The 18,129-nt window shown below is 44.4% G+C and carries 16 protein-coding genes and 1 tRNA gene; 13 read left to right on the top strand and 4 right to left on the bottom strand.

Annotation, left to right across the window (positions count from 1 at the left end; genetic code table 11):
- Positions 1–181: 181 nt before the first annotated feature.
- Entirely contained in the window at positions 182–811 is a 630-nt protein-coding gene (locus NE473_RS27425; RefSeq protein WP_006772640.1) for an ECF transporter S component, read from the bottom strand.
- A 499-nt stretch (positions 812–1,310) separates the two neighbouring features.
- Here NE473_RS27425 and dnaA point away from each other — a divergent pair, with 499 nt between their 5' ends.
- The 9 genes from dnaA to NE473_RS27380 all read left to right on the top strand — a co-directional run bounded on the left by dnaA (position 1,311) and on the right by NE473_RS27380 (position 13,382).
- Complete coding sequence (gene dnaA, locus NE473_RS27420) at positions 1,311–2,693, top strand: chromosomal replication initiator protein DnaA (protein ID WP_022032199.1); 1,383 nt, start codon at positions 1,311–1,313, stop codon at positions 2,691–2,693.
- 273 nt (positions 2,694–2,966) lie between these two features.
- Positions 2,967–4,088 carry a DNA polymerase III subunit beta gene (gene dnaN / locus NE473_RS27415; RefSeq protein ID WP_006772643.1) on the top strand — a complete coding sequence of 374 codons (1,122 nt, stop codon included), beginning with the start codon at positions 2,967–2,969 and terminating at the stop codon, positions 4,086–4,088.
- 28 nt (positions 4,089–4,116) lie between these two features.
- Positions 4,117–4,326, top strand: a complete 210-nt coding sequence (locus NE473_RS27410; RefSeq protein ID WP_002605413.1) for an RNA-binding S4 domain-containing protein — start codon at positions 4,117–4,119, stop codon at positions 4,324–4,326.
- Positions 4,327–4,335: 9 nt separating this feature from the next.
- A complete protein-coding gene (gene recF / locus NE473_RS27405; RefSeq protein WP_138313260.1) occupies positions 4,336–5,421 on the top strand; it encodes a DNA replication/repair protein RecF in 1,086 nt (361 codons plus the stop codon).
- A 9-nt stretch (positions 5,422–5,430) separates the two neighbouring features.
- The gene (gyrB, locus tag NE473_RS27400) at positions 5,431–7,341 is read left to right on the top strand and encodes a DNA topoisomerase (ATP-hydrolyzing) subunit B (protein WP_006772645.1); all 1,911 of its coding nucleotides are present in this window, start codon (positions 5,431–5,433) and stop codon (positions 7,339–7,341) included.
- 36 nt (positions 7,342–7,377) lie between these two features.
- Positions 7,378–9,900: a DNA gyrase subunit A gene (gene gyrA / locus NE473_RS27395; protein ID WP_006772646.1), complete on the top strand. Its 2,523-nt coding sequence runs from the start codon at positions 7,378–7,380 to the stop codon at positions 9,898–9,900.
- 331 nt (positions 9,901–10,231) lie between these two features.
- Positions 10,232–11,563, top strand: a complete 1,332-nt coding sequence (locus NE473_RS27390; RefSeq protein ID WP_155560996.1) for a hemolysin family protein — start codon at positions 10,232–10,234, stop codon at positions 11,561–11,563.
- 2 nt (positions 11,564–11,565) lie between these two features.
- The gene (locus NE473_RS27385; RefSeq protein ID WP_155560995.1) at positions 11,566–12,702 is read left to right on the top strand and encodes a sodium ion-translocating decarboxylase subunit beta; all 1,137 of its coding nucleotides are present in this window, start codon (positions 11,566–11,568) and stop codon (positions 12,700–12,702) included.
- Positions 12,703–12,968: 266 nt separating this feature from the next.
- Positions 12,969–13,382, top strand: a complete 414-nt coding sequence (locus NE473_RS27380; protein WP_006772650.1) for an RrF2 family transcriptional regulator — start codon at positions 12,969–12,971, stop codon at positions 13,380–13,382.
- 131 nt (positions 13,383–13,513) lie between these two features.
- On the opposite strand, the gene NE473_RS27375 is transcribed toward NE473_RS27380, so the two are convergent.
- From NE473_RS27375 to NE473_RS27365, 3 genes are read right to left on the bottom strand one after another with little or no spacing between them, the layout of a single operon-like run.
- Positions 13,514–14,323 (bottom strand): hypothetical protein, encoded by an 810-nt coding sequence (locus tag NE473_RS27375; RefSeq protein ID WP_155560994.1) that lies wholly within the window; start codon positions 14,321–14,323, stop codon positions 13,514–13,516.
- Positions 14,317–15,015, bottom strand: a complete 699-nt coding sequence (locus tag NE473_RS27370) for an ABC transporter ATP-binding protein (RefSeq protein WP_006772652.1) — start codon at positions 15,013–15,015, stop codon at positions 14,317–14,319. The genes NE473_RS27375 and NE473_RS27370 overlap by 7 nt, the downstream gene beginning before the upstream one ends.
- Positions 15,012–15,383 (bottom strand): GntR family transcriptional regulator, encoded by a 372-nt coding sequence (locus NE473_RS27365; protein ID WP_006772653.1) that lies wholly within the window; start codon positions 15,381–15,383, stop codon positions 15,012–15,014. The genes NE473_RS27370 and NE473_RS27365 overlap by 4 nt, the downstream gene beginning before the upstream one ends.
- Positions 15,384–15,563: 180 nt before the next feature.
- Here NE473_RS27365 and NE473_RS27360 point away from each other — a divergent pair, with 180 nt between their 5' ends.
- The 4 genes from NE473_RS27360 to NE473_RS27345 all read left to right on the top strand — a co-directional run bounded on the left by NE473_RS27360 (position 15,564) and on the right by NE473_RS27345 (position 17,871).
- A complete protein-coding gene (locus NE473_RS27360; RefSeq protein ID WP_155560993.1) occupies positions 15,564–16,406 on the top strand; it encodes a fumarate hydratase in 843 nt (280 codons plus the stop codon).
- Between the two features lie 27 nt (positions 16,407–16,433).
- Positions 16,434–16,988, top strand: coding sequence for a Fe-S-containing hydro-lyase (locus NE473_RS27355; RefSeq protein ID WP_155560992.1), 555 nt, complete (start codon positions 16,434–16,436; stop codon positions 16,986–16,988).
- Positions 16,985–17,698, top strand: coding sequence for a lysophospholipid acyltransferase family protein (locus NE473_RS27350; RefSeq protein ID WP_006772656.1), 714 nt, complete (start codon positions 16,985–16,987; stop codon positions 17,696–17,698). The genes NE473_RS27355 and NE473_RS27350 overlap by 4 nt, the downstream gene beginning before the upstream one ends.
- Positions 17,699–17,783: 85 nt before the next feature.
- Positions 17,784–17,871 (top strand) — tRNA-Ser (locus NE473_RS27345).
- Positions 17,872–18,129 lie beyond the last annotated feature (258 nt).

Genomic DNA, 18,129 nt, shown 5'->3' with positions numbered 1-18,129 from the left:
ATTCACACTTACAGTTTATCATACTACTGGTATTTCGTAAATCATTATCAGAAAAAGAGGCCTGAAAATTCCCCTCCCATGATTAATATCTATCTTACTGAAAATACAAAAGCAGTAACCCATCTTCTCTTCCAATGGATTACTGCTCTTTACAATTTCATTCTTCTATCATTTCATTGTTCTATCTCTTCATTGCCTTAAACAGTGCCTGCGTGACCGCCACGGTTAAAACTCCCGCCACAATAGCCTCAGGAATTCCGTTCAAACAAATGATTCCCAGTATAACTGTATAGATTCCTTCCGTCAGTCCCTTTGCTGCCGCTCCATACTCTTTTCCAAAACATAAGTAAATCAGATTCATTACCAGCAGAGTGTTGGTTAATGATCCGGCAACTGCCGCTGCAGCCAGAGCAATGCTTCTTCTTGCCCGATTCGCTTTCAGGGTCTTCATAATACCTCTGAATACATAATATGCCACAATTCCAATCAGGATTCTCGGCACCAGGCAGATCACCAGGCTCCAGAAATTTCCGCCGTACTCTCCGATTTTGATAAACGGGGAGAACACAAACGAGGTGGCATTCGGCATGTACGTATTTTTCCACAGACTGGTTATTCCGAACACCAAACCTAAGAATCCGCCATATTTTGGTCCAAGTATAATGGCTCCAATTATGACCGGAACGTGAATGATGGTGGCATTCATGAATCCCAGCGGGATATACCCGAAAGGCGTAAATGCCATGATGATGATAATGGCCATAAAGACTGCGGCCAGTACCAGGTTGCGGGTTTTGTTCTCAATATTCATTTTTTACCTCCTGTGCTACTGTTCTTTTCCAAGATACAATGCAACTGTTACAACCGAATTATACCCAGTAGAAGGCGCCGCGTCAATGGTGTGATGTGTACTTTTTCACATGCATATTGTTAATTTACATAATGTTATCCCCAAAATGTGGATAAGTTGTTGATAACTCTCTGGATAAGCTCTTGATAACCTGTTTATTGTTCACACCCCATATTCACAAGGCCTCTTAAATTCAAATTTTTCCGTCTGTGTATAAATGAACTTAGAAAATGCCTCATTTTTGTGGACAACTCCCCTTCAGAATCATTATCAACACCCCATAAACAACAAATTCACATGTCTTACACATACTTATCCACAAAATTTTTCTATTATCATTGAAAAATAGTTCGAAATAGTATAAAATGGTTTTAGATTGGGCTAATGCGCACTATTCCCCCAAACAGGTATGAGGGGGACTTTCCGTTATTTGCATTTTGATAGATGTAGGAGACTTGAAATGTTAGAAAAGTTAAAAGAAAAATGGGACGAAATCTTACTTAATTTGAAGGAAGAGCACGAAATTACCGACGTTTCCTTCAAAACCTGGCTTCTCCCACTGAAAGTACATTCCATAAACGGAGACACCGTAACGGTTACTGTCCCGGACGTGGAATTTTTAGGGTATATCCGTAAAAAATACGGATTCCTTTTAAAAATTACCATTGAAGAGGTAACGGGATTTGAATGTAACGTAGACTTCGTTGTGGAAAACCAGGTTCCGCAGGAAGAAGTTCCCAAGGCCCAGACCGGAAACACGCTGATTAACAACGCGATGAACACGGTCAGCCAGTCGGCCATCATAAACGCCAATTTAAATCCGAAATATACATTCGATACCTTTGTAGTCGGTGCCAACAACAATCTGGCCCATGCTGCATCGTTGGCGGTTGCCGAATCCCCCGGAGAAATCTACAACCCGCTTTTTATCTATGGAGGCGTGGGACTCGGAAAAACGCATCTGATGCATTCCATCGGTCATTTTATTTTGAAAAATAACCCGAATGCAAAGGTTCTTTATGTAACGAGTGAGAAATTTACCAACGAGCTGATCGATGCCATCCGTAATAAGAACAACTTCTCTCCTACTGAATTCCGCGACAAATACAGGACCAACGACGTCCTGCTGATCGATGATATTCAGTTTATTATCGGCAAGGAAAGTACACAGGAAGAATTCTTCCACACGTTTAATGCATTATATGAATCCAAAAAACAGATTATTATCTCCTCAGATAAACCGCCAAAAGAAATTGAGACTCTGGAAGAACGTCTCCGTTCCCGGTTTGAATGGGGTTTAACCGTAGACATCCAGTCTCCGGACTACGAGACAAGGATGGCCATCCTCCGGAAAAAGGAAGAGATGGAGGGCTACAACATCGATAACGAGGTAATTAAATACATTGCCACCAACATTAAGTCCAACATCCGTGAGTTAGAAGGCGCCCTGACAAAAATCGTCGCTCTTTCCAGGCTGGATAATAAGGAAATTACCGTAGAACTGGCTGAAGAAGCCTTAAAGGATATCATCTCTCCCAACGACAAGCGGGAAGTGACTCCTGAGTTAGTCATCCAGGTGGTGGCAGACCATTACGGAATCACCCCCCTCGATATCTGTTCCCAGAAGCGGAACAAGGAAATCGTCTATCCGCGCCAGATCGTCATGTACCTATGCCGCGAGATCGTGGGAACACCGCTGCAGTCTATCGGTAAGTATTTAGGCGGACGCGATCACACGACGATTATTCACGGAATCGAGAAGATAAAGGCCGATGTTGTCAAGAATGATTCCAACTTAATAAACACTCTTGATATCCTCAAGAAAAAACTCAGTCCACAGTAGCTTCATCCACAATTTCATGTGAATTGGATGTTGATTGCCTGTGGATAACCATGAGGTTCTTTTCCCTTCTCAGGCTCATGTGGATAACCTGAGAGTTTTCCTTAAGGATTGTGGACGTTATTCACACTCTTATTCACAGGGAAAAGCCTGTCCCCTTCGACGGTTTTAAGGCTTTTACACATACCCACAGCCCCTACTACTAATACGACGGAATTTATCTATTTATTTATCAATATAATTCGTGAATTTACTGAAAAGGAGTTATCAACAATTATGAAGCTGACATTTCAACAGGATGCCATTTTAAACGGCATCAACATCGTTTTAAAAGCAGTTCCATCCAAGACAACCATGTCGATCTTAGAATGTATCTTCATTGATGCCAGTGGTTCCGAGATTAAACTGACAGCCAACGATATGGAACTCGGTATTGAAACTAAGGTAGAAGGAACCATCCATGAACGGGGAAAAATCGCTCTGGATGCCAAGCTGTTATCCGAAATCGTTCGAAAGCTTTCATCTGCAGGTGACTCTGTCGTTACCATTGAAAGCGATGAAAAATTCACCACTACGATTTCCTGCGAAAAATCCGTGTTCCATATTCAGGGACGTGACGGTGAGGAATTTGCATACCTTCCCTATATAGAAAGAGATAACTACATCTGCCTTTCCCAGTTTACACTGAAGGAAGTGATTCGCCAGACTATTTTCTCCATTGCTCCCAACGACAGCAATAAGATGATGACCGGTGAATTATTCCAGGTATCGGGAAGCCAGTTAAAGGTCGTTTCTCTGGATGGCCACCGCATTTCCATCCGGAATGTGGAATTAAAAGATACGTACCATGATATAAAAGTCATCGTTCCTGGCAAGACTCTCAGTGAGGTCAGCAAGATTCTGGGCGGCGACAACGAGAAAGAAGTGCTGATATTCTTCAGCAGCAACCATATTTTATTTGAATTTGACGATACGATTGTGGTATCCCGTCTGATTGAGGGCGAGTATTTCCGGATCGACCAGATGCTTTCCAGTGATTACGAGACCAAGATCACAGTCAATAAGCGGGAACTGTTAGATTCCATTGAGAGAGCAACCATCCTGATCCGTGAGAATGACAAGAAGCCGTTAATCATCAACGTGGTGGATCAGGAGCTGCAGCTTAAGATGAATTCCAGCTTTGGATCCATGAACGCCGAAGTGGCGGCTCATAAGACAGGAAGCGATATCATGATCGGCTTTAATCCAAAGTTCCTGATAGATGCGCTCAGAATCATCGATGACGAAGAAGTAACTCTTTATATGCTGAATCCGAAATCCCCATGCTTCATCAGGGATGAAGAAGGAAAATATATCTATTTAATTCTTCCGGTCAACTTCAACGCCGCATCCGTTTAGGATAACGGGATGAAAAAAGGAGAAAAAATTGGAAATAATCAAGTTAAGAGATGAATACATCAAGCTTGGCCAGGCCCTGAAAGCAGCGGGTCTGGTCGGCTCCGGCGTGGATGCAAAATACGTAATAGAAGAAGCCCTGGTCAAAGTAAACGGCAGGACAGAGCTTCAGCGCGGTAAAAAACTGAGAGCCGGAGACATCGTCGAGTACGACGGAAAGACGATTAAAATCGAGGAATAAGAGAAGTCCATGATTATCGAGTCGATAGAGCTTAAAAATTACAGGAATTACGATAAACTACATATGGATTTCAGTCATGGGACCAACATCCTGTACGGGGATAATGCCCAGGGGAAAACCAATATCTTAGAAGCAATCTATGTCTGTGCTACGACAAAATCCCACAGGGGAAGCAAAGATAAGGAAATCATACAGTTTGACAGGGATGAGTCGCATATCAAATTAAACGTCAGAAAAAGAGATGTTCCATACAGAATCGACATGCATTTAAAGAAAAACAGAGCTAAAGGCGTGGCGGTCAACGGCGTTCCAATCAAGAAGGCCAGCGAATTATTTGGAATTGTCAATGTTGTATTTTTTTCTCCGGAAGACTTAAATCTCATAAAAAACGGCCCTGCCGAACGACGGCGGTTTATTGACTTGGAGTTATGTCAACTTAATAAGCTGTATGTCCATTCTCTGGTTCAGTACAATAAAATTGTTACTCAGAGAAATAAGCTGCTGAAGGACATCATGTTCCGCCCGGACTATGAGGAGACACTGGATATCTGGGATATGCAGCTGGTTCAGTACGGACGGGAGGTAATCCGGTGCCGGGAGGCCTTTGTAAGCCAGTTAAACGACTTAATCGGAACCATCCACCGGCAGCTGTCAGGAGAAAAAGAGTCTTTACATATCTGCTATGAGCCAAATGTCACGGCCGATATGTTTGAAGATACATTAAGAAAAAGCAGGCCTTCGGATTTAAAGCAGAGGACGACGTTAACGGGACCCCACAGAGATGATTTAAGCTTTATCATCAATGATATCGATATCAGAAGGTTTGGTTCCCAGGGACAGCAGAGAACGGCTGCTCTGTCCTTAAAGCTTGCAGAAATAGAACTCGTCAAAAAAATAGTAAATGATTATCCAATCCTTTTGCTGGATGATGTGTTATCTGAGCTGGATGGCAGCAGACAGAATCACTTGTTATCGGGAATTAATCATATACAGACCATGATCACCTGTACGGGGCTGGAGGATTTTGTCAATAACCGGTTCCGGATCGATAAGATCTTTAAGGTTGTGAGTGGTGAAGTTTACAGTGAGAATTAGGAGGAAAATATGAGCGAAGAATATGGTGCAGATCAAATCCAGATATTAGAGGGGCTTGAGGCGGTCAGAAAGAGACCTGGTATGTACATTGGCAGTACTTCCGTAAGGGGACTCCATCACCTTGTATATGAGATTGTCGATAATGCGGTGGATGAGGCTCTGGCCGGATACTGTGATATGATTGATGTGACGATTAATGAAGACAATTCCATTACCGTAGTCGATGACGGCCGGGGAATTCCGGTAGGCATCCAGAAAAAAGCCGGAATACCAGCAGTAGAGGTAGCATTTACCATCCTCCACGCAGGCGGTAAGTTCGGAGGCGGGGGATACAAGGTATCCGGCGGCCTTCACGGTGTTGGCGCATCCGTAGTAAACGCATTGTCCAACTGGCTGGAAGTAGAAATTACTCAGGATGGAAAGACCTATAAGCAGCGCTACGAAAAAGGTAAGACCATGTATCCGCTTAAGGTTATCAGAGAAGCGGGACCGGATGAACACGGTACGAAGGTTACCTTCCTTCCGGATGAGACCATTTTCGAAGAAACCGTATTTGATTATGATACGCTGAAGATTCGTCTGAGGGAGACCGCATTCCTGACAAAGAATTTAAAAATTGTATTGAGAGACAACCGGGAAGAGAAGCACGAGCACGTATTCCATTATGAAGGCGGAATCAAGGAGTTTGTCACTTACTTAAACCGCGGGAAAACTCCGCTTTACGATCAGGTATTTTACTGTGAGGGCTCCAAGGATGGTGTTTATGTGGAAGTTTCCATGCAGCACAACGATTCCTATACGGAGAATATCTACAGCTTTGTAAATAATATCAATACACCCGAGGGCGGAACCCATTTATCCGGATTTAAAAACGCCCTTACCAATACACTCAATGACTATGCGAGAAACAATAAGCTGTTGAAAGAAAACGAGGCCAATCTTTCCGGTGAGGACATCCGGGAGGGCTTAACCGCTATTATCAGCGTTAAGATTGAGGAACCTCAGTTTGAGGGTCAGACAAAGCAGAAACTGGGCAACAGTGAGGCGAGAGGCGCCGTGGATAACATTTTGAGGGAACAGTTTACGTATTTCCTGGAACAGAATCCGTCTGTAGCCAAGACAATCTGTGACAAGTCCATAATGGCTCAGCGGGCCCGTGCGGCCGCCAGAAAGGCCAGAGATTTGACGAGAAGAAAGACGGCTCTCGAGGGTATGGCTCTTCCGGGCAAGCTGGCGGACTGTTCTGACAAAAACCCGGAAAACTGCGAGATTTATATCGTCGAGGGAGATTCCGCCGGCGGCTCTGCCAAGACGGCCCGTTCCAGAGATACCCAGGCCATCCTTCCACTTCGAGGCAAGATTTTAAATGTGGAGAAGGCCAGACTGGACCGTATCTACTCCAATGCGGAGATAAAAGCAATGATCACAGCATTCGGTACCGGAATTCACGAGGATTTCGATATCTCTAAGCTTCGCTATAACAAGATTATCATCATGACCGATGCCGATGTGGATGGAGCGCATATCAGTACGCTTCTTCTGACCTTCCTCTACCGTTTCATGCCGGAGCTAATCAAGCAGGGCCACGTCTATCTGGCTCAGCCGCCGTTATACAAGGTGGAGAAGAACAAAAAGGTGTGGTACGCTTACAGTGACGAAGAGTTAAACAACATCCTGAAGGAAATCGGACGTGACACCAATAATAAGATTCAGCGTTACAAAGGTCTGGGAGAGATGGATGCCGAGCAGCTCTGGGAGACGACCATGGATCCGGAGCGCAGGATTCTGCTTCGTGTCGCCTTTGACGAGGAGACCGCATCGGAGATTGATCTGACATTTACGACACTGATGGGAGACCAGGTAGAGCCGAGACGTGAATTCATCGAGGCCAACGCCAAGTACGGCAATCTGGATATCTAAAAAACAATTAATATTGCGTTATGAAGGAGAAGAATTATGGAACCAAATATCTTTGATAAGGTTCATGAGGTAGATTTGAAAAAGACCATGGAAAAATCGTACATCGATTACGCCATGAGTGTTATCGCTGCCCGTGCGCTTCCTGATGTAAGGGATGGTCTTAAGCCGGTACAGCGAAGAGTCTTATTCTCAATGATCGAATTAAATAACGGACCAGATAAACCCCATCGTAAATGTGCCCGTATCGTCGGTGATACCATGGGTAAATACCATCCTCACGGCGACAGCTCCATCTACGGAGCTTTGGTTAATATGGCGCAGGAGTGGTCCACCAGATATCCGCTGGTGGATGGCCATGGCAACTTTGGTTCTGTCGATGGTGACGGAGCGGCGGCCATGCGTTATACGGAGGCGCGCTTGAGCAAGGTCTCCATGGAAATGCTGGCTGACATCGGTAAGAATACGGTTGATTTCACACCGAACTTTGATGAGACAGAGAAAGAACCGGTGGTTCTTCCCGCCAGATTCCCCAATCTTCTGGTCAACGGAACATCAGGAATCGCCGTAGGTATGGCGACCAACATTCCGCCTCATAACTTAAGAGAGGTAATCGGCGCGGTTGTTAAAATTATTGACAACCACGTTGAGGAAAACAGAGAGACCGAGATGGAAGAGGTCCTTGAAATCATCAAGGGGCCGGATTTCCCCACAGGGGCAACCATCCTGGGCAAAATGGGAATCGAGGAAGCTTACCGCACAGGCCGCGGAAAGATCAGAGTCCGCGCTGTGACAGATATTGAAACGCTTCCAAACGGAAAGAGCCGTATCATCGTAACGGAACTTCCTTACATGGTAAACAAGGCCCGTCTGATTGAAAAGATGGCCGAACTTGCTAAAGAGAAGAAGATCGATGGAATCACGGATTTACGAGATGAGTCTGACCGTTCCGGTATGAGAATCGTCATCGAACTTCGCCGTGACGTCAATGCCAATGTTATATTAAACCAGCTTTTAAAACATACCCAGCTGCAGGATACATTCGGCGTCATCATGCTGGCGCTTGTCAATAATGAGCCTCGGGTCTTAAACCTGATGCAGATGCTCAAGCTGTATTTAGAGCATCAGAAGGAAGTTGTAACCAGAAGGACCCAGTATGATTTAAACAAGGCGGAAGAGCGTGCTCATATTTTACAGGGCTTGCTGATCGCTCTCGATAATATCGATGAGGTCATCAAGATCATCCGCAATTCTCAGAATGTTCAGATTGCGAAGGCAGAACTCATGGAGCGCTTCGGCTTAAGCGATGCTCAGGCCCAGGCGATCGTGGATATGCGTCTTCGTGCTCTTACCGGTCTGGAAAGAGAGAAGCTGGAGAATGAATTTAAAGAACTGGAAGCAAAGATAGAGGAGTTGAGAGCCATTCTGGCAGATGAGAAGAAGCTTCTCGGCGTAATCCGGGAAGAGATCATGCTGATCTCTGATAAATACGGGGATGACAGAAGAACCTCCATCGGCTTTGATGAATTCGACATGTCCATGGAAGACTTAATTCCGGATGAAAACACCATCGTTGCCATGACAAAGCTTGGCTATATCAAGAGAATGTCTGTAGACAACTTCAAGAGTCAGAACAGAGGCGGTAAGGGAATCAAGGGAATGCAGACCATTGATCAGGATTATATCGAAGATCTGATCATGACGACCAACCACCACTATATCATGTTCTTTACCAATACGGGACGTGTTTACAGGCTTAAGACGTATGCGATTCCGGAAGGAAGCAGGACGGCCAGAGGCACGGCGATCATCAATCTGCTTCAGCTGCTTCCGGGTGAGAGTATTACCGCCATTATTCCGATGAAGGAATACGACGACGATAAATTCCTGTTTATGGCTACAAAGAACGGTATGGTGAAGAAGACCCCGATGATGGAATACGCCAATGTCAGAAAGAACGGACTTCAGGCTATTGTACTCCGCGAGGATGATGAGCTGATCGAGGTAAAGGCTACCGATAATTCAAAGGATATTTTCCTGATTACGAAGATGGGCCAGTGTATCCGCTTCAATGAGACTGACGTCCGCGTAACAGGGCGCGTATCCATGGGTGTAATCGGTATGAAGCTCAACGACGATGATGAAGTTGTTGGCATGCAGATGGATACTCAGGGAGAGAAGCTTTTGATCGTATCAGAAAACGGTATGGGAAAACGAACCCCGATCGACGAATTTACCCCGCAGAAGAGAGGCGGAAAGGGCGTGCTCTGTTATAAGATTACAGAGAAGACCGGTAAGATCGTGGGTGCGAAGCTGGTGCATGACGATCATGATATTATGATTATCACCAATGAGGGAATTGTAATCAGAATTTCCGTGGAAGACATCTCTGTGATCGGACGCAACACCTCCGGAGTGAAGCTCATGAACATCGATCAGGAATCTGATATACGTGTGGCCAGTATTGCCAAAGTACGTGATGACGGAAGCAAGTCAGAAGGAGAAGGGCTGGAAGACCTGGATCTGGATGATGTTGAGACTGAAACGGAAACAGAAGAATAAGAGGCGGCAGCGAAAAACTTAACATTTTTTTAATAGAAATTCCGCTCTCTTTATATTATAATGATAACATCAATAAAGGGGAGTAGCCGGCATAACCTTATGGATTCCCGTGCGTCAGTACGATTAATGAACGCTTTCATAAAACAAGTGAATGGCTTTTCATAAGCCGCAGTCTCACTCTGTTGGATTACCGGGCGTGGATTGAAATAATCCGCTGGGAATTGAAATGGCAAGACTTTTATTGCAGTATGGAATATTCATGCTGCAATAAAAGTCTTTTTATTTATCAGGAAATGCCGGATACCCAACCTGAATAAAGGAGGAATTACGCTTGGACAGTGACCCAGGCGCGGCCACGATAGCCGCACAGATTTTATTATTAATAGCCCTTACAATGATGAACGCATTTTTTGCAGGGGCGGAAATGGCAGTAGTATCTGTCAACAAAAACAGGATCCGGATGCTTGCTGATAACGGCAATAAAAAAGCGGCCCTGATTCAAAAACTGTCAGAAAATTCTACAGGATTTCTGTCAACCATCCAGGTGGCAATCACATTTGCCGGATTTTTTTCCAGTGCATCCGCCGCGACAGGTATATCGCAGATATTGGGGAACCGCATGGCGCAGTCAGGAATTCCTTATAGCCAGAGTATCGCCATGGTGCTGGTTACGATCATCCTGTCTTACTTTAATCTGGTGTTTGGTGAACTGGTACCGAAACGGGTTGCACTGCAGAAGGCGGAGGCATTCAGTCTGTTTGCCGTGAAGCCGATTGCCATCATTTCCAGGATTATGGCCCCGTTTATTGCATTGTTGTCCGTATCTACCAACGGAGTATTAAGGCTTCTGGGGCTGAAAACGGAGAATCTGGAAGAGGAGGTTTCCGAAGAAGAAATCCGCTCCATGCTTCAAACCGGCCGGGAAAGCGGAGTATTTAATGAAATTGAACAGGATATGATTACCTCCATCTTTTTATTTGACGATAAGAAAGCAAGGGAGATCATGACTCCGCGTCAGGATATGATTGCTGTGGATTTAAGCACGCCGCTGCTGTCCAGCATGGATGAAATCTTAAACAGCAGACACTCCAGAATTCCGGTTTACGAGGATGAGATTGACAATATAGTGGGAATCCTGTTTATGAAGGATTTTATCATAGAAGCGAATAAAAAGCCTGTCAGAGAAATTGATATTCGTGCAATCATGCAGAAACCATACTTTATTCCTGAAAACAGAAAGACGGATAAATTATTTCAGGAAATGCAGAAAAACAAGATTAAGATGGCGGTTCTCGTTGACGAGTACGGCGGTGTGTCAGGCATTGTGACCATGGAAGATTTAATTGAAGAGATTGTGGGCGATTTACACGATGAATATGAGGACGTGGAGCCGGAGATCACAGAACTGGAACCTCACGTCTATCAGGCAGCCGGAAGCATCCTCCTGTATGACTTAAATGAGGTTCTCCATGAGGAGATTGAAAGCTCCTGTGATACTCTGTCGGGCTATCTGATCGAACGCCTTGGATACATACCCAATGAGAAGCAGATGCCGATAGAATTGTATGAGGATGGAATTCATTATACCATTCTCAAAATGAATGAAAAGGTCATTAAAACCGTAAAACTGGAACTGAATCGAGAAAAGGAAACAGGAGGCTGAAAATGGAATTCTTATTAGAAGGAATTATGTCGGTTACATGGCAGCAGATACTTATGTATCTGCTGGGAATCATCCTGATATGGCTTGCGATTAAGAAAGAGTATGAGCCGGCCCTGCTTCTGCCCATGGGGTTTGGCGCAATTCTTGTAAATCTGCCGAACACAGGGGTTATCAATCAGGTATTGTCCGGTGTCGGTGACACAAACGGAATTATTGAATGGCTGTTTCATGTGGGGATCGAAGCATCAGAAGCGCTTCCCATCCTTCTGTTCATCGGAATCGGAGCCATGATCGATTTTGGTCCTCTGCTGTCCCAGCCGGTGATGTTCTTATTTGGTGCGGCGGCTCAGCTGGGAATTTTCATTGCAATCTGTGCGGCAGTACTTCTTGGATTTGACTTAAAGGATGCGGCGTCCATCGGCATAATCGGTGCGGCGGATGGGCCCACATCCATCCTTGTGTCTCAGATTCTGCATTCAAAGTATATTGGAGCCATCGCGGTGGCCGCCTATTCCTATATGGCCCTGGTGCCGATCGTCCAGCCGTTTGCCATTAAACTGGTTACGACGAAGAGGGAAAGAACCATCCATATGGAGTATAAACCGGCGGCTGTATCGAAGACGATGCGAATTGCATTTCCAATTGTCGTAACCATGATTGTAGGCATGATTGCCCCCATGTCGGTGGCCCTCGTGGGATTTTTAATGTTTGGTAATCTTCTGAGGGAGTGCGGAGTTCTCAGCAATCTTTCTGACACGGCTCAGAATGGTCTCGCCAATCTGATTACCCTGCTTCTGGGAATTACGATCTCCTTTAGTATGCGTGCGGACGCATTTGTGAGAATCGACACACTGATGATTATGGGAATCGGTCTGATCGCATTCGTATTTGATACCATAGGAGGCGTGCTGTTTGCCAAACTGTTAAATCTGTTCCGAAAAGAAAAGATTAACCCGATGATTGGGGCCGCAGGAATATCCGCATTCCCCATGTCGGCCAGAGTAGTGCAGAAAATGGCACAGAAAGAGGAACCGGGAAATATTATTCTGATGCATGCAGTCGGTGCAAATGTATCCGGACAGATTGCCTCCGTGATTGCAGGAGGACTTGTTATCAGTCTGGTAACCAGGTTCTTATAGGAGGTTGAGACAATGATGGAAAATTTATTAATCGCTCTGGAGATCATGGGAAAAGGCATGGGAGGAATCTTTGTATCCATCCTGATCATTATGGGCTGTGTTATCATTATGGGTAAAATCTTAAAATAATTTTGTTTCGAAATAATTTGGCTTTGGACTTGACAAAAAAAACTGTAACTGATAGTATTACATCATAAACTGAAACAATAATAATTACAGATTTATGTTTCAGAAAAAGAGTATGAATCAGACAGGGGGCGAATCACGTGACAAGTGAATTTGCAATAGCGGTCCACGCCTTGGTGTATTTGAATCACCGTCAGCAGACAGTATCCAGTGAGGCACTGGCTTCCAACGTATGTACCAATCCGGCCAGGGTGAGAAAGGTTATGGCCAAATTAAAAAAAGCCGGGATCATTTCAACCAAAGAAGGTCTGGAAGGCGGATACCATTTTGAAAAAGACTCATCCTGCGTAAATTTAAGGCAGGTATGCGACGCATTGGAGGTCGATTTTGTATCGGCTTCATGGAAATCAGGAGATAAGGAAATGGATTGTATGATTGCATCCGGTATGGCGGCCATCATGGATGAAATCTATGCAGATCTCGACGAATTGTGCAGAAAGCGGCTGGAAAGCATTACCATTGCTTCCATTGAAGCGAAGATATTTAAGAGCTAGATTTTGAAAAGTTCTGCCGGTGAGAAGACGGAAGCAGAACAGAATAGAAAAACGTGAAAATTCCGATTGGAGAAAATATTCTAATCGGAATTTCCACGTTTTTTATTTATAATCTTTTCACCCAAATGAGATTACTCCAGATTAAGCTTCTTTGTAAACACATAATCTGTTATGGCATAAAATCCCGCTGTACAGGCCACGCTGAAGATGGTGGTGAACAGCATGTAGTTCTTAACGGTCTGAACGGCATACTCCGAATTGCTGATCACAGGAGAGGAGTAACCGCATATGGAGAAATAAATGCTGCTGATAATCTGCATTACCACATAGATGGCAAAGTAGGAAATAATAGCCCAGAGAACTCTGTGTTTCTTAAATAAATGGCCCAGGGCAATGGCGGCATACAGCATCAGGGGGCCGGAGATCAGCCCGGCAATACAGGTGATGGTAACTTCAATCAGGAATACCGGCATATTTAAGTATTTTGATACTTCCTGATAGAGTGTCCCGATATCGCGGAATATCTGCTGGAGATCTGTCAGATGGAGATGGCCGGTAAAAAAGATGAAGATGGATAAGATAAACAAAAGGCCGGCTAAGATTTCCCACAGAACAGCCGATAACAGCTTTGCATTGATTAAGGTTCCCATCTTCACTGGAAGCGTATTGGTTAAATATCCCTGGTCACTCACCATGGTCTTATAAAAGTGCATGACGATAAATACAGAAGTCATGACAAACAGGGCGATAATATAGATGAAATACAGGACAAAAAAGATGACTGTAATTGTTTCCATCAGCCGGCTGTTTCCCAGAAACGCACTGTAACTGCTCTCAAATGCAAATTTACATAAAAGTGTAATCGCGATGAAACCAATCATCAGCGGCAAAAATAATCTGGATGTAGATTTCATTTCATATTTGAATACTTTTCCTAGCATTTGAACACCTCCCTGAACAGAGCGTCTACGGATTTTCCGTTTTCTTCCCGGATCGCATCTACGGAACTGGTCAAAACGATTTTTCCATCTTTGATAAAGATGATGTCATCCAGGACCGGCTCAATATCGGAAATTAAATGGGTCGATATAATGATGGAACCCTGTTCATTGTAATTCGATAAGATCGTGTTTAATATATAATCCCTGGCGGCCGGATCGACACCGCCGATGGGTTCATCGAGAAGATAAAGATCGGCGTTACGGCTCATGACCAGAATCAGCTGAACTTTTTCCTTCGTTCCTTTGGAGAGCGTTTTCAACCGGCTCTTTGGATCGATGTTCAGACGTTTTAACATTTCGTAAGCCTTATTTAAATCGAAATTATCATAAAAGTCGTGAAAATAATCGAGAATCTGGTTAATTCTCAGCCCGTCATTTAAGTAATTCTTATCAGGCAGATAAGAGACTCTCCGTTTTGTCTCCACACTTACCGGAAGATCGCAGATCGTGATTGTTCCGCTTGTTGGAGTCAAAAGGCCTGTGGCCAGTTTGATAAATGTGGACTTACCGCTTCCGTTAGGGCCAAGCAGCCCTACGATTCTTCCCGGTTCGATGGTGAAATTTACATCATCGAGAGCCGTCAAAGAGCCAAATTTTTTTGTGATATGGCTGCACTGTAGTATGGAATTCATTGACTCATCTCCTTTGCTGCTTTTTCTACTAATTTTAATGTATCCCCCGGTTTCAGGCCCAGACTGTTCATGACCTTAAAAAAATCTCTGATTTTCTCTTCTGCAATTTCTTCTTTTACGTGTTCAATCATTGCCGTGTCCTCCGTGACGAATCGCCCCGATGTTCTTTGAGAATAGATAATGCCGCTTTGTTCCAGTTCCGATAATGCCTTTTGCATCGTATTGGGATTGACAGAAGCTTCTCCGGCCAGTTCCCTGACTGAAGGAAGGCGACTGCCAGCCGCGTAGATGCCGGATATAATACGAAGACGTATCTGCTCTAACAGCTGTGTATAGATCGGTCTGTCATTTTCAAAATGCCATGTCATTTGCTCACCTCCTATTGTATTACTGTACTAATTACTTAATACAATAATACACCTCGATCCATTCTTTGTCAATAGCAATTGCAAAAGAAATAACGCATGATTATACTTGATTTCGACGGATCAATCCCTTATGATTAGTAAAAGAGAGTGATGGCTTCATCATTTATATGGAGGAATCGTATGATAAGAACCATTCAGAGCGAGGAAATAACAAGAAATATTAAAGAAATGTGCATAGAAGCAAACCATGTACTGTCGGATGATATGAAGAAGGTATTCTGCGACGCGGTGGGGAAGGAGCGGTCACCACTGGGAAGACAGATTTTATCACAGTTGGAGGAAAATTTAAAAATCGCCGGGGAAGACATGATTCCCATTTGCCAGGATACCGGTATGGCGGTCATTTTCCTGAAAATAGGACAGGATGTACATATAGAGGGCGGCAGTCTGGCCGATGCGGTTAATCAGGGAGTACATGACGGATATGTGGAAGGATATCTCCGTAAATCAGTCGTAGAGCCGGTAAAAAGGATTAACACAAAAGACAATACTCCGGCAGTCATCCATTATGAGATCACGGATGGAGACCAGATCGATATAACCGTGGCCCCTAAGGGATTTGGAAGTGAAAACATGAGCCGTATCTTCATGTTAAAACCGGCGGATGGAATTGATGGAATTAAGGAAGCCGTGCTCACTGCGGTTCGGGATGCAGGTCCGAATGCCTGTCCCCCCATGGTAATCGGAGTAGGGATCGGAGGAACCTTTGAAAAATGTGCGGAGATGGCAAAACATGCTCTGACCAGAAACTTGGATAAGCAGCCCTCTTCCGGCTATGTCGGAGAACTTGAGACGGAACTTCTCGAAAAGATTAACAGTCTTGGAATCGGTCCGGGAGGACTCGGCGGCAGCATCACTGCACTGGCAGTCAATATTGAGACGTACCCCACCCATATTGCCGGTCTGCCCGTGGCAGTCAATATCTGTTGTCATGTTAACCGTCATTCGCACCGGATCATATAAGACAGAGAAGGAGGAAGAATTAACAGGATGGACCGTTACATGAAAGCACCGATTACCAAAGAAGATGCAGCCAGCCTTCAGGCGGGAGATTACGTATATTTAACAGGAATTATCTACACAGCCAGGGATGCGGCACATAAACGGATGCAGGAAACACTGGATCAGGGACAGGAACTGCCGTTTGAAATCAGCGGCAACATGATATATTATATGGGGCCTTCTCCTGCAAGAGAGGGGCGTCCCATCGGATCTGCAGGACCGACGACGGCCAGTCGTATGGACCGGTATACACCAACGCTTCTCGACATGGGGTTGGGAGGTATGATTGGAAAGGGAAAGAGAAGCAAAGCGGTAGTGGATGCCATAGTCAGGAACGGTTCTGTGTATTTTGCTGCAGTAGGCGGAGCGGGCGCACTTCTGTCCAAATGCATCCTTTCCTCAGAGGTAGTCGCATACGATGATCTGGGGACGGAAGCGATCCGGCGTCTGGAAATCAAAGATTTTCCTGTCATTGTTGTTATTGACGGCAAAGGAAATAATCTATATGAGACAGCCATACAGGAATACAGGAGGGAACCATGAACCGTATAGCATATATGGTGCTTCGGAATCTTTTCCGGGCTCCAATATGGTTTTATCATATCTGGAAGCTGGGCAGATCCGGGGATACCCACACAGAACAGCAGAGATATGATTATATTAGAAATGTTGTAAAAACAGTAAACCGTACAGGCCGCGTGGAAGTTGAAGTACACGGAATTGAACATCTGCCATCCCAAAATGGTTTTATTCTGTTTCCAAATCATCAGGGGCTGTTTGATGTTCTGGCTATCATGGACAGTTGTCCTAATCCGCTGGGAATAGTCGTCAAAAAGGAAGCTTCTAATATTATCTTGATTAAGCAGGTGATCGCAGCCATGCATGGTATGTCCATAGACCGTCAGGATGTAAAAGCTTCTTTAAAGGTCATCACAAAGATGACGGAGGACGTGAAGCAGGGAAGAAATTACGTAATATTTGCCGAAGGAACCAGGAGCAGGGAAGGAAATCATCTTCTTGCTTTTAAAGGAGGAACTTTTAAAAGTGCGGTAAATGCACGGTGTCCCATTGTCCCCGTAGCGCTGATCGACTGCTTCAAACCGTTCGATGTTAATTCAATCAGGAAGCAAAAAGTCCAGGTACGTTTTCTGGAACCGCTTCTTCCGGAACAATATGTTGGGTTAAGGACTATTCAAATAGCAGATATAGTACACGATAAAATTCAACAGGAAATAAATGAAAATATGGGTTGACAATCGAAATATTCTCTAGTATAATTGTCAATGCGTCTGGGAACAATCTTGTTACAGGACGAATCATATGGAGATTATGAACTACGGAGAAATACTCAAGAGGCCGAAGAGGCGCCCCTGCTAAGGGTGTAGGTCGGGTGACCGGCGCGAGGGTTCAAATCCCTCTTTCTCCGCTCTTTTCCAAATGATTATTTTTTTGCCCTTTCGTGGAGAAAAAAGTAAAATTATGGTTGACTCGATAAAAACGATGTGCTATAATGTAACTCCACCGCGAAAAACGGTGAAAAAAGAAAAAAAGAAAATAAAAAAAGTTGTTGACAAAACAGAAACGATATGGTAAGATAAACGAGTTGCTGTTGAGAACAAAACAACGCAAACGCACTTTGAAAACAGAAGATTGAACAGTATGTAAAACCCTGAAAATTCTAATA

It is taken from the genome of Hungatella sp. SL.1.14, from assembly GCF_024460495.1.
In the GTDB taxonomy this organism is placed as follows: domain Bacteria; phylum Bacillota; class Clostridia; order Lachnospirales; family Lachnospiraceae; genus Hungatella; species Hungatella hathewayi.
This window is presented reverse-complemented; position numbering and strand designations above follow the sequence as displayed.

Excerpts from the sequence above, each read along its gene's own strand:
- NE473_RS27385 (WP_155560995.1), top strand. The coding sequence starts at position 11,566 with ATGGAATTCTTATTAGAAGGAATTATGTCGGTTACATGGCAGCAGATA.
- NE473_RS27350 (WP_006772656.1), top strand. The coding sequence starts at position 16,985 with ATGAACCGTATAGCATATATGGTGCTTCGGAATCTTTTCCGGGCTCCA.
- NE473_RS27360 (WP_155560993.1), top strand. The coding sequence starts at position 15,564 with ATGATAAGAACCATTCAGAGCGAGGAAATAACAAGAAATATTAAAGAA.
- gyrB (WP_006772645.1), top strand. The coding sequence starts at position 5,431 with ATGAGCGAAGAATATGGTGCAGATCAAATCCAGATATTAGAGGGGCTT.
- NE473_RS27355 (WP_155560992.1), top strand. The coding sequence starts at position 16,434 with ATGGACCGTTACATGAAAGCACCGATTACCAAAGAAGATGCAGCCAGC.
- dnaA (WP_022032199.1), top strand. The coding sequence starts at position 1,311 with ATGTTAGAAAAGTTAAAAGAAAAATGGGACGAAATCTTACTTAATTTG.
- NE473_RS27365 (WP_006772653.1), bottom strand. The coding sequence starts at position 15,383 with ATGACATGGCATTTTGAAAATGACAGACCGATCTATACACAGCTGTTA.
- dnaN (WP_006772643.1), top strand. The coding sequence starts at position 2,967 with ATGAAGCTGACATTTCAACAGGATGCCATTTTAAACGGCATCAACATC.
- NE473_RS27370 (WP_006772652.1), bottom strand. The coding sequence starts at position 15,015 with ATGAATTCCATACTACAGTGCAGCCATATCACAAAAAAATTTGGCTCT.
- recF (WP_138313260.1), top strand. The coding sequence starts at position 4,336 with ATGATTATCGAGTCGATAGAGCTTAAAAATTACAGGAATTACGATAAA.
- NE473_RS27425 (WP_006772640.1), bottom strand. The coding sequence starts at position 811 with ATGAATATTGAGAACAAAACCCGCAACCTGGTACTGGCCGCAGTCTTT.
- NE473_RS27375 (WP_155560994.1), bottom strand. The coding sequence starts at position 14,323 with ATGCTAGGAAAAGTATTCAAATATGAAATGAAATCTACATCCAGATTA.
- gyrA (WP_006772646.1), top strand. The coding sequence starts at position 7,378 with ATGGAACCAAATATCTTTGATAAGGTTCATGAGGTAGATTTGAAAAAG.